The organism is Pseudomonas azerbaijanorientalis (assembly GCF_019139795.1).
In the GTDB taxonomy this organism is placed as follows: domain Bacteria; phylum Pseudomonadota; class Gammaproteobacteria; order Pseudomonadales; family Pseudomonadaceae; genus Aquipseudomonas; species Aquipseudomonas laurylsulfatiphila.
Window position 1 is genome coordinate 2,266,976 of sequence record NZ_CP077078.1, and the last position, 13,406, is coordinate 2,280,381.

Genomic DNA, 13,406 nt, shown 5'->3' on the forward strand with positions numbered 1-13,406 from the left:
TCGAAAGCATGCGGAAGCGATGCTGAATCTTTAGCCAGCCGTGGTTGCGCACTGAACGGGCTGGCTACTGACTGCAACAGAATTCAGGATTGCGGCTTTTCCGGGGCGGTCAGGCCGGCCTGAATGCGCTGATAAATTTCTTCACGGTGCACTGCAACGTCCTTCGGGGCGTTGATGCCGATCCTGACTTGCTGGCCGCTTACGCCCAGGATGGTGATCGTAATGTCATCACCGATATTAATGCTTTCACCGACTTTGCGGGTGAGTATCAGCATGGTCTTCTCCTTGATTGCTTCGTGGGGCACCTGATTCGGACAGTGCAGAGGTCGGTGGTATGTATAGATTAGTGCGAAGTCTCACAGTTTGGGTGCCTCTTTCTGACGCGCAGATGTGGCATTAATTCCCAAGGCGTAACTATACAGAGGCCGCCACCATGATTCTCGTTGTTTTGAGACCATTTTATGGCACTCGTGAAGTATTCATGGATGTTAAAATCCCCGCTTTAAGCATTTAGAGGGAAACGCCGTGCGCAAAATGGTCTTGGTACTCGCGATATTGGCACTGGCGGGATGTGGAGAGGGCAGCAGTGTGGATGCGCCGAAGCCAAAGCCGGCCGTGGCTGCCGTACCCGCGGCAGCGTCCGGCCCGCAATGGGATCTTGAAGTGCGAGGTGAAACCCCTCAGGCGGTCAGTGATTTGAGTGGCTGGCTGATCGAACACAGTTTCATGTCCAGCGTCGTCAAGGAAAATGGCAATACGCGAATCCTGATGGGGCCGTTCAATTCGAAAGCCGAGGCCGAAGCCAAACAGGATGAGGTCCGTGCTGTGCTCACTCGCTCGAAGAAACAGAACATCGAATTGCTGGTGCTTGAACGTCCGGCCGCTCAATAACAGTCGGCAGCGAAGATGTTGGGCAAACAAAAAAAGGCCTCGGGGCTTTAGCCTCGAGGCCTTTTTTGTTTCTGGTGTCGCCTGGATTCAGCCGCAGGCCTTCATGTCCACCGGGCCGACGAACTCGTTGCCGCGTCCCATGACGCACCCCACGCTCTGGTTGCGTTGCCGTTCCCAGGCCTGTACGGGATAGGTTTTGTCCCAGGCTTCGTACAGTTGTCGATCCTGTTTCGACAGGCGCAAGCCATACTGCTTGCTCATGTAGAAGTAGGTCCGGGCGATCATGCCGCGAATGGAAGGGCGGGGCATGACTTTCTTGGCCTTGAAGTCGACTTGGGTCAGGCACGCACCATACTGTCCCGACTGTTCGGGCAGCCAACCGAAACTGAAGTTGCTGCGATCGCCATTGACCTCGCCGATGCTGGGCACCAGGTTGTGCAAATCAGCTTCGGCCTTCTGGTAAACCGGATCGTAGCGGGTGCAGTTCTTGCGACCGCCTTCTTGCCAGCACTGGCGTTGATGACCGATCTGCCAGGCCGGAACGATATGCTCCCATTCGATGCGGGATGCGCGCTTGGCATTTTTACGCGGTACATAACCGCAGGCGGCAAGGTTCACCCGGTTGCCGGTGTATTTGCAGCCACAGTAAAACTCGGTGGATTGGGGAGCGTAGAGCTTCCACGCGACCTTTTTCGCTTCGGTGAAGGTGCGCGGAGCGTCGGCTTGCGCAGCCATGACAAAAAACACAAAAAACAAAGCAAACCAGCGGGCACTCATCGACTCAATCTTCCTTCGGCACAACCCAGAAAATCTGCACGCCGCCATCGTCGCGATAGGCGAGGGTGACGTTGTCGTTCTCGTCGATTTCTTCCAGCAAGCGTTCCCATTCATCCACCGGCTCGTCAGGCAGGCGGAAGATCAGTGCTGCCCTGGCCTTTTGTGCGGTGGGGGAGTTGATGATTTTCTGAACGCGCAGGCCCATGCGTACGTAGGTGTCAGAAGAGGCAGAGGTAGTGTCCACGGAATTATCCTTATTAAGCTGTACGTGCATACAGTATTTAACTGTAGGCAATTTCGCAACTGCTTAAAAATCAAGAAAATCCTCTGACAGCGGTTTGTTCTATTTGGTGTAAGGCGCAGGGAGTTTTTTTGTCAGATCGAACGGCGCCAATCGCCAGGACTGGAGAATGGCGCACAGGGTGCCCGACCGGATCGGTCGGGCGAGGGCGAATCAGTATTCCCAGAACATCCGCTGCAGCTCTTTGCTGTCATTGGTCTTGGTCAGCGCGACCATCGCCAGGATTCGGGCCTTTTGCGGGTTCAGGTCGTGGGCCACGACCCAGTCGTATTTATCGTCAGGCTGTTCGGCGTTGCGCAATACGAAGCCGCCGGCGTTGACATGGGAGGAGCGAATGATCTGCACGCCGTCTTTGCGCAAGGCTTGCAGGGCAGGGACTACCCGCGACGATACCGAGCCATTGCCGGTGCCGGCGTGGATGATGGCTTTGGCGCCTGATTGGGCGAGGGCCTTGTAGGCCGTGTCGCTGACATTGCCGTAGGAATAGGCGATCTCGACGTCAGGCAGGCTCTTGATGGTCTTGATGTCGAATTCGGAATCCATGGTGTGGCGCTTGGCTGGCAAACGGAACCAGTAGGATTTGCCTTCTACCACCATGCCCAGCGGACCCCAGGGGCTTTTAAACGCTTCGGTCTTGATGTTGATCATTTTGCTGACGTCGCGACCCGACTGGATTTCATCGTTCATGGTCACCAGCACGCCTTTGCCTCGCGCATCTTTACTGCTGGCCACGGCCACCGCGTTATACAGGTTGAGCATGCCATCGGCGGACATCGCAGTGCCCGGGCGCATGGAGCCCACGACGATGATCGGCTTGTCGGTTTTTTCCACCAGGTTCAGGAAGTACGCGGTTTCTTCCAGGGTGTCGGTGCCGTGGGTGATCACGATGCCATCGACGTCTTTGCTGTCGGCCAGTTCGGCTACGCGGCGGCCCAGTTGCAGCAGGTTTTCGTTGGTGATGCTTTCGGAAGCGATTTGCATGACCTGTTCGCCACGAACGTTGGCCACCTGGCTCAGTTCTGGAACGCCGGCGATCAATTGTTCAATGCCGACTTTCGCCGCTTGGTAGGTCGCGCTGTTGGCGGCGCTGGCGCCGGCGCCGGCAATGGTGCCACCGGTGGCCAGGATCACCACGTTGGCCAGTTTCTGTTGGGTTTCGGCTTCTTTGGCCTGAAGGGCGGTCGGCAGAAGCAGCAGCAGGGCCAAGGCGCCCGGAACAAAGGTCTTGAGTGCAGATGTCATTATTTTTCTCTTCTAGTTGTGAGACGGTGCAGATGCAGGTTCATCTAGATACGCCCCGGGCGAATCTGAACGCCGGAGGTGCGAGGAAGAGAGCAGGATCTGTACCAGTAAAACCTTGAATCGAAAAATACGCGCAACTTAATGATTTGTAACGGTATTACAGTTTGTGTCCGAAGGCGGTTCCGGGGCCGGGCGTCCGGATTGCCGAACATGTTTAACTTTTGCGTTCGGCTCTCCGAAACGGATGGCGGTCATGTTTAAGATTTAAAGGTGTCAAATCGTCGTTAACGACTAAAGAAAAGCGCGCGTCGGTCGATGCTCCTTCAAGGGATCTATTTCTGCAGGAGTTCACATGTCGTTATCTATTGGTTTTCCGAATGCCGCGGGCATCACCATCGGGGGGAAGTCTGCGGCGACCATTCGTGCCTTGGGCGATGCAACAGAGGGTGCGGCTGCCAAAGCGCTGGGTGTAAAGGAAGGCGACGGCGCCCAGGTTAAAACCGGTCCGGTAGGTCTGGGACAAAGTGCCGGAGCACAGGCCGAATCGGAAACCAGCGATAACACCAGTGTTGCGGTGAAGGTCCTGCTCAAGCGCCTGAAGGAGTTGCAGCAGCAATTGCGTGAGCAACAGCAGCAATTGGCCCAGGCCCAGGCGACGTCCTATCCGACCCCGGAAGCCAAGACCACCGCGGTAGCGGCCATTCAGGGGCAGGTCGCCCAAACCAACGGCGCCATCCTGCAGGTGAGCGCGAGTCTGATCAAAGAGATGAGCAAGGGTTCCGGCACGGGATCGGTGATCAACACCACGGCATGAGCTGAATGCCGTTTTTCGCCAATCCTCTCTGAAAGCACTTTTCAGGACGTTGACAAATACCGGCAGGATTCGCATAGTCTGGGTCACGCAAACGTTTGCGCGACTCGCTGTAATGGCTTTCCATCACAGTGGGTCGTGAAGCTTACGCCGGCGCAAGCGTTGCTCACAATAATCATAAGATCGGAGTGAACCCATGAAGCTGCCATTTGCTGGACGTCTTCTCGCTGTCGCTGTGCTGGCTGCCGCATCCGCTGCACTGCCTGTCTGCTCTGCCTTCGCTGAAACCACAGATAAACCGAAAGTCGCACTGGTCATGAAATCCCTGGCCAATGAGTTTTTCCTGACCATGGAAGACGGCGCCAAGGCCTATCAGAAAGATCACTCCGGCGAATTCGAGCTGATCTCCAACGGCATCAAGGATGAAACCGACACCGCAGGCCAGACGCGTATCGTCGAGCAGATGATCCTGGCCAAGGTCAATGCGCTGGTGATTGCGCCGGCAGATTCCAAGGCCATGGTGCCGGTGATCAAGAAAGCCATCGATGCCGGTATCACCGTGATCAACATCGACAACCAGCTGGACCCCGCCGTCGTCAAAAGCAAAAACATCAGTGTTCCGTTCGTAGGCCCGGACAACCGCAAGGGTGCACGCCTGGTCGGCGATTACCTGGCCAAACAGCTGAAGGCCGGTGACGAAGTCGGCATCATCGAAGGTGTGTCCACCACCACCAATGCCCAGCAGCGCACCGCAGGTTTCAAGGATGCGATGGAGGCGGCGCAGATCAAGGTCGTGTCGCTGCAATCCGGTGACTGGGAAATCGACAAAGGCAACAAGGTGGCCGCCTCGATTCTCAGCGAATACCCGCAAACCAAGGCCCTGTTGGCCGGCAACGACAGCATGGCGGTCGGCGCGGTGTCTGCCGTGCGCGCCGCGGGCAAGGCCGGCAAGGTGCAAGTGGTCGGCTACGACAATATCAATGCCATCCAGCCGATGCTCAAGGATGGTCGGGTGCTCGCCACTGCCGACCAGTTTGCAGCCAGGCAGGCGGTGTTCGGCATCGAGACGGCATTGAAGATTCTCAAGGGCGAGAAAGTCGACGGCGGCGCCAATGGCGTGATCGAAACGCCGGTAGAGTTGGTCACCAAAGAGTCGGTCACACAGTAACCTTCTGGCGACGCAACGGCGCTCGTCCAGCCGGACGGGCGCGTGGAGAGTTTTTATGTCCGCTTGCGCTACGAACGCTGTCCTCTCGGTCAGCGGTATCGGCAAGACCTACGCCCAACCGGTTCTGGCCGGCATTGATCTGACGCTCATGCGCGGTGAAGTGCTGGCGCTTACCGGCGAGAACGGCGCAGGCAAAAGCACGCTGTCGAAAATCATTGGCGGGCTGGTCGCGCCGACCACCGGGCAGATGCAGTTTCAGGGGCAGGCCTATCGTCCGGGCAGCCGGAGCCAGGCGGAAAACCTCGGCATCCGCATGGTCATGCAGGAACTCAATCTGCTGCCGACCCTGTCGGTGGCGGAAAACCTGTTCCTTCACAATCTGCCCAACAACGGCGGCTGGATCAGTCGCAAGCAATTGCGCAAGGCTGCCATCGAGGCCATGGCTCAGGTCGGGCTCGACGCCATTGACCCGGATACCCTGGTCGGCGAACTGGGCATCGGTCACCAGCAAATGGTGGAGATCGCCCGCAACCTGATCGGCGATTGTCATGTGCTGATTCTCGATGAGCCCACCGCGATGCTCACTGCACGCGAAGTCGAAATGCTGTTCGAGCAGATCACCCGCCTGCAGGCTCGCGGCGTATCGATCATCTATATCTCTCATCGCCTCGAAGAGCTGGCGCGGGTCGCGCAACGCATTGCCGTGCTGCGCGACGGCAATCTGGTCTGTGTCGCGCCAATGGCCAACTACAACAGCGAACAACTGGTCACCCTGATGGTCGGTCGCGAACTCGGTGAACACATCGATATGGGGGCGCGCAAGATCGGCGCCCCGGTGTTGACGGTCAAGGGCCTGACCCGATCCGACAAGGTTCGCGACGTGTCGTTCGAAGTGCGTGCCGGAGAGATTTTCGGCATTTCCGGTTTGATCGGCGCGGGGCGCACCGAGTTGTTGCGCCTGATCTTCGGTGCCGATATCGCCGACAGCGGCACGATAGCCCTGGGCTCGCCGGCGCAGGTCATCACTGTGCGTTCGCCAGTGGATGCGGTCGGGCATGGCATCGCGCTGATCACCGAAGATCGCAAGGGCGAAGGTCTTTTGTTGACGCAGTCGATCGGTGCCAATATCGCCTTGGGCAACATGCCCGCCATCTCCAGCGCCGGCTTTGTCGACAACGATGGCGAAAACGCCCTGGCCCAGCGGCAGATCGACGCCATGCGCATTCGCAGCTCCGGTCCGGCACAGTTGGTGTCCGAGCTGTCCGGCGGTAACCAGCAAAAAGTCGTCATCGGTCGCTGGCTGGAGCGCGATTGCTCGGTACTGCTGTTCGACGAACCGACCCGTGGCATCGACGTCGGCGCCAAATTCGATATCTACAACCTGCTCGGTGAATTGACCCGCAAGGGCAAGGCGCTGGTGGTGGTTTCCAGCGACTTGCGCGAGCTGATGCTGATCTGCGACCGGATCGGTGTGCTGTCGGCAGGAAGCCTGATCGATACGTTCGATCGCGACAGCTGGACCCAGGATGAGTTGCTCGCCGCTGCTTTTGCCGGCTATCAAAAACGTGATGCGCAGCGCTTCGACGCCGCGCCTAGGGATCTTCCATGAAAACCGCTTCTTTGGCCGGCACACGCAGTGGCAACTTCTATGGCCTGGGCACCTATCTGGGCCTGGCGGGTGCCTTGTTGGCGATGATTGTGCTGTTCTCGGTGTTGAGCAGTCACTTCCTGTCCTACGATACGTTCAGCACCCTGGCCAACCAGATTCCGGACCTGATGGTGCTGGCAGTCGGCATGACCTTTGTGTTGATCATCGGAGGCATCGACCTGTCGGTGGGTTCGGTGCTGGCACTGGCAGCCTCGACCGTCAGCGTGGCGATACTGGGCTGGGGCTGGAGCGTGCTGCCCGCAGCGTTGCTCGGCATGGCCGTCGCGGCGCTCGCAGGCACCATCACCGGCTCGATCACGGTGGCGTGGCGGATACCGTCGTTCATCGTCTCCCTGGGCGTGCTGGAAATGGCGCGCGGAGTGGCGTACCAGATGACCGGTTCGCGTACGGCCTACATCGGCGATGCGTTCGCCTGGTTGTCCAATCCGATCGCCTTCGGCATTTCACCCTCGTTCATCATTGCGTTGCTGATCATATTCATCGCCCAGGCCGTGTTGACCCGCACGGTGTTCGGTCGCTACCTGATCGGTATCGGCACCAACGAAGAGGCCGTGCGGCTGGCGGGGATCAATCCGAAGCCCTATAAAATCCTGGTTTTCAGCCTGATGGGGTTGCTGGCCGGCATTGCCGCGCTGTTCCAGATTTCTCGCCTGGAAGCCGCCGACCCGAATGCCGGCTCCGGTCTTGAGTTGCAGGTGATCGCCGCCGTGGTGATTGGCGGGACCAGCCTGATGGGCGGGCGCGGCTCGGTGATCAGCACGTTTTTTGGCGTCCTGATCATTTCCGTGCTGGCCGCGGGGCTGGCGCAGATCGGGGCAACCGAACCGACCAAACGCATCATTACCGGCGCCGTGATTGTGGTCGCGGTGGTGCTGGACACTTATCGCAGTCAACGCGCAAGCCGGCGGACCTGAGTCATGGCGACTATCAAAGATGTGGCAGCCCTTGCCGGCATTTCCTACACCACGGTTTCCCATGTGGTGAACAAGACCCGCCCGGTCAGTGAAGAGGTCCGGATCAAGGTCGAGGCCGCGATCAAGACCCTCGACTACGTCCCCAGCGCCGTGGCCCGTTCACTCAAGGCCAAGACCACGGCGACCATCGGCCTGTTGGTCCCCAACAGCCTCAACCCGTACTTCGCCGAGCTGGCCCGGGGGATTGAGGATTACTGCGAGCGAAACGGTTACTGCGTGATCCTGTGCAACTCCGACGACAATCCGGACAAGCAGCGCAGCTACCTGCGTGTGTTGCTGGAAAAACGCATCGACGGCCTGATCTTCGCCTCGGCCGGCGGCGACAGTGGCCTGGTACAAGGTCTGAAAGGCGTACGCACTCCCATGGTGATCGTCGACCGCGGACTGGACGGTGTCGATGCCGACCTGGTGCGCATCGACCATGAATACGGCGCATACCTGGCCACCCGACACCTGTTGGAGTTGGGTCACCGGGATATCGCCACGATCAGCGGACCGGTAAATACCAGTGTGGCGCAGATGCGTCTGGCGGGTTATCGCCGGGCCTTGAAGGAGGCGGGCGTCGAAGTCTCCCCCGAACGCATGCTGGCAAGCGATTTCACCAGCACCGGCGGTTACAGCGCTGCCGCGATTTTGCTGGAAAGCCATCCGCCTACCGCCATTTTTGCCGCCAACGACATGATCGGCATCGGTGTGCTGCGGGCCGCCGCCGAGCGCAATATTCGCGTACCGAGCGAGTTGTCGGTGATCGGCTTCGACGATATCCAGATGAGTCGGTATGTCTACCCGTCGTTGACTACGGTGGGGCAATCGATCCTGCAGCTCGGTGAAATGGCTGCCGAAGTGCTTTTACGGCGAATCGCCACGTCGGGCCTGGCGACCGATCAGCGGATCGTGACGCCGAGTATTGTCATCCGTGAATCGACGGCGCCGTTGTCCGGCGTGTTTGACCACTTCCGTTGAAACAGAAAGCCGTTGAAAACAGAGAGCCGCTGAACCGACAGCGTCGCCGAAACAGAATCGATGAGTAGCAACGTATGCCAGCAAAAGTAGTGGTAATAGGCAGTTTGAACATGGACCTGGTGACCCGGGCGCCGCGTTTGCCCAGGGGTGGTGAAACGCTGATTGGTCAGTCGTTTGCCACCGTCTCCGGCGGCAAGGGCGCCAATCAGGCTGTGGCTGCGGCACGGCTCGGAGCCCAGGTGTCGATGATCGGTTGTGTGGGCAATGACGCCTATGGTGAGGCGTTGCGCGGGGCGCTGTTGGCCGAGCAGATCGATTGCCAGGCGGTGAGCACCATTGACGGTTCCAGCGGCGTGGCATTGATTGTGGTCGACGACAGCAGTCAGAACACCATCGTGATCGTCCCTGGTGCCAACGGTGCATTGACCGCTGAAGCCATTGACCGTTTTGATTCGGTGATACAAGCGGCGGACGTACTCATCTGCCAGCTGGAAGTGCCCGATGCCTCCGTTGGTCATGCACTCAAGCGGGGGCGCGAGCTGGGCAAGACGGTCATCCTCAACCCGGCGCCGGCCAGCCGTCCGTTGCCATCGCACTGGTACGGGTCTATCGATTACCTGATTCCCAACGAGAGCGAAGCGTCGGCCTTGAGCGGTCTGTCGGTGGACTCCCTGGAGACCGCGCAAGCCGCGGCGACCCGGCTGATTGCCCTGGGTGCTGGCAAGGTGATCATCACCCTCGGTGCGCAAGGTTCGCTGTTTGCCGATGGCCAGCGATTCGAGCATTTCCCCGCGCCCGTCGTAAAGGCTGTCGACACCACGGCGGCGGGCGATACGTTCGTCGGTGGTTTCGCTGCGGCGTTGGCTGCGGGTCAGGATGAAGTGCAGGCGATCCGCTTCGGGCAGGTGGCTGCGGCGCTGTCGGTCACCCGTGCCGGCGCGCAACCTTCGATTCCCGCCTTGAGCGATGTGCAGGCGTTTAAAACTCCATGAAAAAGACACCCTTGCTCAACATCGCCTTGTCGCGGCTGATCGCCTCATTGGGGCATGGCGACATGGTCGTCATCGGCGACGCCGGTTTGCCGGTTCCACCGGGCGTTGAATTGATCGACCTGGCCTTGACCCAGGGCATTCCGGATTTTGTCAGCACCTTGAAGGTGGTGCTCAGTGAGATGCAGGTCGAAAGCCATGTGCTGGCTCAGGAGATTTTCGATAAGAAGCCGTCGGCCCTGATTGCCCTGGATGAACTGAACGGTGAAGGCGCACTGGGGCGCCGTGAGGTGCTCAGCCATGAACAATTCAAGGTCCTGAGCCGACAGGCAAGGGCGATTGTTCGTACAGGCGAGTGTCAGCCGTACTGCAACATCGTGCTGTTCGCCGGGGTTACGTTTTGACGGACTGCCTGCATTTTGATTTCCCATGCACAAGGAGTGCGCCATGTATCGCTATGCCCAGAAACTGCACCAACTGCTCCGGAGTCTGCTGCTTTTGTCCCTGATTACCGCAACGAACGCCCAGGCGGCACAAAAAATCGACTTGATCATTGACACCGATCCGGGGGCTGACGATGTCGTTGCCTTGTTGTTCGCCCTGGCGTCGCCGGACGAGCTGAATGTCCGGGCGCTGACCACGGTTGCGGGCAACGTTCGCCTCGACAAGACCTCGCGTAATGCGCGACTGGCCCGGGAGTGGGCGGGGCGTGAAGAAGTGCCGGTCTATGCGGGCGCGCCGAAACCCCTGATGCGCACACCCATCTATGCCGAGAACATTCATGGCAAGGAAGGGCTCTCGGGCATTGCCGTGCATGAGCCCAAGCAAGGCCTGGCCAAGGGCAGTGCCATCACTTATCTGATCGATACCCTGAAGTCAGCCGAGCCCCACAGCATCACCATCGCCATGCTTGGCCCGCAGACCAACCTGGCCCTGGCGCTGATCCAGGAGCCAGGTATCGTCCAGGGCATCAAGGAAGTGGTGGTCATGGGCGGTGCGCACTTCAACGGCGGCAACATCACGCCGGTGGCCGAATTCAACCTGTTCGCCGATCCGCAAGCCGCCGAAGTGGTGCTCAAGAGTGGCGTGAAGCTGACCTACCTGCCGCTGGATGTGACCCACAAGATCCTTACCAGCGAAGCGCGTCTGAAACAGATTGCTGCGCTGAACAACAATGCCAGCCGTTTGGTGGGCGACATTCTTAATGAATACATCAAAGGCGACATGGAACACTACGGCATGGCGGGTGGCCCGGTGCATGACGCCACGGTGGTCGCTTACCTGCTCAAGCCGCAATTGTTCAGCGGCCGCCCGGTCAATGTGGTGGTCGACAGCCGCGAGGGGCCGACTTTCGGGCAAACCATCGTTGACTGGTATGACGGCTTGAAAGCGCCGAAGAATGCGTTCTGGGTTGAAAGCGGCGATGCCCAGGGCTTCTTCGATCTGCTGACCGAGCGTCTGGCCCGTCTGAAATAAGCTGCATGCCCCGCAGGTGTCTGCCTGCGGGGTTCACTCCCGCCCGCTGGCAGTGTCGGCCTTCTGGTCCGACAGATGTTTCTCGAAAATCTGCTCGATGAACGATTGGGCAGCTTCGGTTCCCAGGTCCCTGACCAGCAGGTCGATACCGATAATGGCAAGCTCTTCCGTGCTGCTTGGACTGTAGGAGCTGTGGCCGTCCTGCCACTTTGCCTTGATGTCAGCGTCGATACTTACGGTGGTCATGATGGCACTCGTGAAGTCGGGGGAAGTCTGAGTGCCGAGTTAACCATTTTGCGGGGCTTTTGACACGTCGACTTAGGCATGAAAGAAGGGCTATGCGACACTTGGTTTCTGTCGAATTTTCAAGGAGCACTCTGTGCAGATCGATTTGAACTCCCCGGATGGCCTGACCCTCGAGGCGGTGCGTCAGTTGCTGGCCGGCGCCAGTGACGATGAGCACACCCAGTTGCGGGTCACCAAGGGAGGCATTGCCTATATCTCCTCGGGTGTCGTGGGCGGTACCGATATCGGCGGGTTGTCGTTCCGGCTCGAAACCTGGGCCAAGGGCTCCGGATATGTCGGACGGGTCGCGGCCAGCGATGAAGTCTGGGTCATGCAGATCTTCAATGCCTTGAAAGAGAACTGGCCCAATCCGCCTTACGACTACATCGACGTCTATTGAGCGTTGTTCATATTCAGTCACGATTCAGTGATTAAGGGGAGGGCGGCGCTCAGGCAGAATCTCGGCTCGTCCGGATTGCGGGCAGGGTGCTGGCACTGCCTGCCTGTGAAACCAAACGCCAGTCTGGTTGTCGCACGATCTCAGCCTAATCATTGAATAAGGAGGCTTCATGCCTTGGAAGCTCGCGTCATTGGGTACTTTGCTGGCCGTTGCCACGCTGGCCGGTTGCAGCACTGCCTCTACGGAGTCGGCACCTGCGGATGTTGCGACGACTGACACGGGGCACAGCCGCTGTGAGGCGAAGGCTGCCGAGTTCACCATCGGCAAACAGGCATCGCCGCAGCTGCTTGAGCAGGCACGTACCCGCGCAGGGGCGCAAAGCGCGCGGTTCCTGCTGCCAACCGATATGGTGACGCTGGAGTATCGTTCCGATCGCCTGAACCTGAACACCGATGCCAGCAGGGTGGTCACCCGGGTCAACTGCGGTTGATCCCCAGGCTTTTGTTTCACCCATAAAAAACCCCGTCACATGGACGGGGTTTTTTTAGTGCGCCTGGAAATTACTCTGGGCGAACTTGAGCAGCTTGCATACCCTTTTGGCCTTTCTCAGCCACGAAGGAAACAGTCTGGCCTTCTTTCAGGCTTTTGAAACCGTCGCTTTCGATAGCTTTGAAGTGTACGAACAGGTCGTCACCGCCACCTTGAGGAGTGATGAAGCCGAAGCCTTTTTCATCGTTGAACCATTTAACGGTGCCGGTTTGGCGATTAGACATGGTGTATCTCCAAGAAACATATATTTTCAGTAGTACTGTGCTGCTCAGGCCAACTGGGCACACCCGAGTATCATAGTCGAAATGTTCGGTTTGGGACCCCCCCGGGTGAGCTGTTTGCCGATCAGTCGTGGTTTCTTTATGCCTTGAAATGGCTGGAAGCCCCGTTTTATAAGGCTTCTAGCCGAAAGTGAAGGCGATAAAAAAAGCTGTAAAACCTGCATAAATTGTACGGAATGGCCTGTTTCGGGGGCTTTTTGCCAGTAAAACAGGGTTGAAAACGCCGATCTGTGCTTATTTTTTCGGTTTATTCCCAGCCTTGCAGGCTGCAATTTGGTCAAAGGCTTTCTGTTTCATGGCGTCACTGGCTTTGTTATCCATCAATGCCTGGATGTCGCTGGCCGGGAACGACTTGATTGCATCCGCACCACAAGCGCAGTGGGCTTTGGCCGCGGCTTCACCGATTTTTTGCGCGGCCGCAGGAACGCACTGAGACATGTACTTCTCGCGTTCACCTTTTGGCCATTCGGCGTGGGCGGCCAGCGGCAGCAGCAGAACGATTGGTGCGACTACAGTGAATAAACGATTCAGACGCATGCCAGGATGCTCCTTTGAGGTCGATGTCTTGTTATCTGAGCGCTAACGCGCGGTTCAAGTTCATCACTCTGGCATAAAAACAGCTGATTTGCC

The 13,406-nt window shown here is 58.5% G+C and carries 18 protein-coding genes; 11 read left to right on the forward strand and 7 right to left on the reverse strand.

Features of this window, described 5'->3' with window-relative positions:
• Positions 1 to 83 precede the first annotated feature (83 nt).
• Entirely contained in the window at positions 84 to 275 is a 192-nt protein-coding gene (gene csrA, locus KSS91_RS09865; RefSeq protein ID WP_007975691.1) for a carbon storage regulator CsrA, read from the reverse strand.
• Between the two features lie 250 nt (positions 276 to 525).
• Between csrA and KSS91_RS09870 the strand changes: the two genes are divergently transcribed.
• Positions 526 to 891 carry a hypothetical protein gene (locus KSS91_RS09870; RefSeq protein ID WP_015095856.1) on the forward strand — a complete coding sequence of 122 codons (366 nt, stop codon included), beginning with the start codon at positions 526 to 528 and terminating at the stop codon, positions 889 to 891.
• A gap of 87 nt (positions 892 to 978) precedes the next feature.
• Here the strand turns inward: KSS91_RS09870 and KSS91_RS09875 are convergent, their stop codons facing one another.
• The 3 genes from KSS91_RS09875 to KSS91_RS09885 all read right to left on the reverse strand — a co-directional run bounded on the left by KSS91_RS09875 (position 979) and on the right by KSS91_RS09885 (position 3,211).
• Entirely contained in the window at positions 979 to 1,668 is a 690-nt protein-coding gene (locus KSS91_RS09875) for an endonuclease (protein ID WP_217837768.1), read from the reverse strand.
• Positions 1,669 to 1,672: 4 nt separating this feature from the next.
• Positions 1,673 to 1,942 (reverse strand): DUF1654 domain-containing protein, encoded by a 270-nt coding sequence (locus KSS91_RS09880; protein ID WP_095965327.1) that lies wholly within the window; start codon positions 1,940 to 1,942, stop codon positions 1,673 to 1,675.
• 180 nt (positions 1,943 to 2,122) lie between these two features.
• Positions 2,123 to 3,211, reverse strand: a complete 1,089-nt coding sequence (locus tag KSS91_RS09885; RefSeq protein WP_007975695.1) for an asparaginase — start codon at positions 3,209 to 3,211, stop codon at positions 2,123 to 2,125.
• Between the two features lie 352 nt (positions 3,212 to 3,563).
• Between KSS91_RS09885 and KSS91_RS09890 the strand changes: the two genes are divergently transcribed.
• The 8 genes from KSS91_RS09890 to KSS91_RS09925 all read left to right on the forward strand — a co-directional run bounded on the left by KSS91_RS09890 (position 3,564) and on the right by KSS91_RS09925 (position 11,261).
• Positions 3,564 to 4,025 carry a hypothetical protein gene (locus KSS91_RS09890; RefSeq protein ID WP_217837769.1) on the forward strand — a complete coding sequence of 154 codons (462 nt, stop codon included), beginning with the start codon at positions 3,564 to 3,566 and terminating at the stop codon, positions 4,023 to 4,025.
• Between the two features lie 193 nt (positions 4,026 to 4,218).
• Positions 4,219 to 5,190 (forward strand): sugar ABC transporter substrate-binding protein, encoded by a 972-nt coding sequence (locus KSS91_RS09895; protein ID WP_217837770.1) that lies wholly within the window; start codon positions 4,219 to 4,221, stop codon positions 5,188 to 5,190.
• A 55-nt stretch (positions 5,191 to 5,245) separates the two neighbouring features.
• Complete coding sequence (locus tag KSS91_RS09900; protein WP_217837771.1) at positions 5,246 to 6,799, forward strand: sugar ABC transporter ATP-binding protein; 1,554 nt, start codon at positions 5,246 to 5,248, stop codon at positions 6,797 to 6,799.
• Positions 6,796 to 7,773, forward strand: coding sequence for an ABC transporter permease (locus KSS91_RS09905; protein WP_217837772.1), 978 nt, complete (start codon positions 6,796 to 6,798; stop codon positions 7,771 to 7,773). Before KSS91_RS09900 ends, KSS91_RS09905 begins: the two co-directional genes overlap by 4 nt.
• 3 nt (positions 7,774 to 7,776) lie before the next feature.
• The gene (locus KSS91_RS09910) at positions 7,777 to 8,796 is read left to right on the forward strand and encodes a LacI family DNA-binding transcriptional regulator (RefSeq protein ID WP_217837773.1); all 1,020 of its coding nucleotides are present in this window, start codon (positions 7,777 to 7,779) and stop codon (positions 8,794 to 8,796) included.
• A 74-nt stretch (positions 8,797 to 8,870) separates the two neighbouring features.
• Complete coding sequence (gene rbsK / locus KSS91_RS09915) at positions 8,871 to 9,788, forward strand: ribokinase (RefSeq protein WP_217837774.1); 918 nt, start codon at positions 8,871 to 8,873, stop codon at positions 9,786 to 9,788.
• Positions 9,785 to 10,189 carry a D-ribose pyranase gene (gene rbsD, locus KSS91_RS09920; protein WP_015095847.1) on the forward strand — a complete coding sequence of 135 codons (405 nt, stop codon included), beginning with the start codon at positions 9,785 to 9,787 and terminating at the stop codon, positions 10,187 to 10,189. Before rbsK ends, rbsD begins: the two co-directional genes overlap by 4 nt.
• A gap of 43 nt (positions 10,190 to 10,232) precedes the next feature.
• Positions 10,233 to 11,261, forward strand: a complete 1,029-nt coding sequence (locus tag KSS91_RS09925; RefSeq protein WP_217837775.1) for a nucleoside hydrolase — start codon at positions 10,233 to 10,235, stop codon at positions 11,259 to 11,261.
• A gap of 33 nt (positions 11,262 to 11,294) precedes the next feature.
• Here KSS91_RS09925 and KSS91_RS09930 read toward each other — a convergent pair whose 3' ends face one another.
• Entirely contained in the window at positions 11,295 to 11,507 is a 213-nt protein-coding gene (locus KSS91_RS09930; protein ID WP_015095845.1) for a hypothetical protein, read from the reverse strand.
• 133 nt (positions 11,508 to 11,640) lie between these two features.
• Between KSS91_RS09930 and KSS91_RS09935 the strand changes: the two genes are divergently transcribed.
• Complete coding sequence (locus KSS91_RS09935) at positions 11,641 to 11,946, forward strand: hypothetical protein (RefSeq protein WP_217837776.1); 306 nt, start codon at positions 11,641 to 11,643, stop codon at positions 11,944 to 11,946.
• Positions 11,947 to 12,115: 169 nt separating this feature from the next.
• On the forward strand, positions 12,116 to 12,436 hold the full coding sequence (locus KSS91_RS09940; protein ID WP_102674384.1) for an I78 family peptidase inhibitor: 321 nt from the start codon (positions 12,116 to 12,118) through the stop codon (positions 12,434 to 12,436).
• A gap of 70 nt (positions 12,437 to 12,506) precedes the next feature.
• On the opposite strand, the gene KSS91_RS09945 is transcribed toward KSS91_RS09940, so the two are convergent.
• Positions 12,507 to 12,719 carry a cold-shock protein gene (locus tag KSS91_RS09945; protein WP_003179963.1) on the reverse strand — a complete coding sequence of 71 codons (213 nt, stop codon included), beginning with the start codon at positions 12,717 to 12,719 and terminating at the stop codon, positions 12,507 to 12,509.
• 291 nt (positions 12,720 to 13,010) lie between these two features.
• Positions 13,011 to 13,313: a hypothetical protein gene (locus KSS91_RS09950; protein WP_217837777.1), complete on the reverse strand. Its 303-nt coding sequence runs from the start codon at positions 13,311 to 13,313 to the stop codon at positions 13,011 to 13,013.
• Between the last annotated feature and the right edge of the window lie 93 nt (positions 13,314 to 13,406).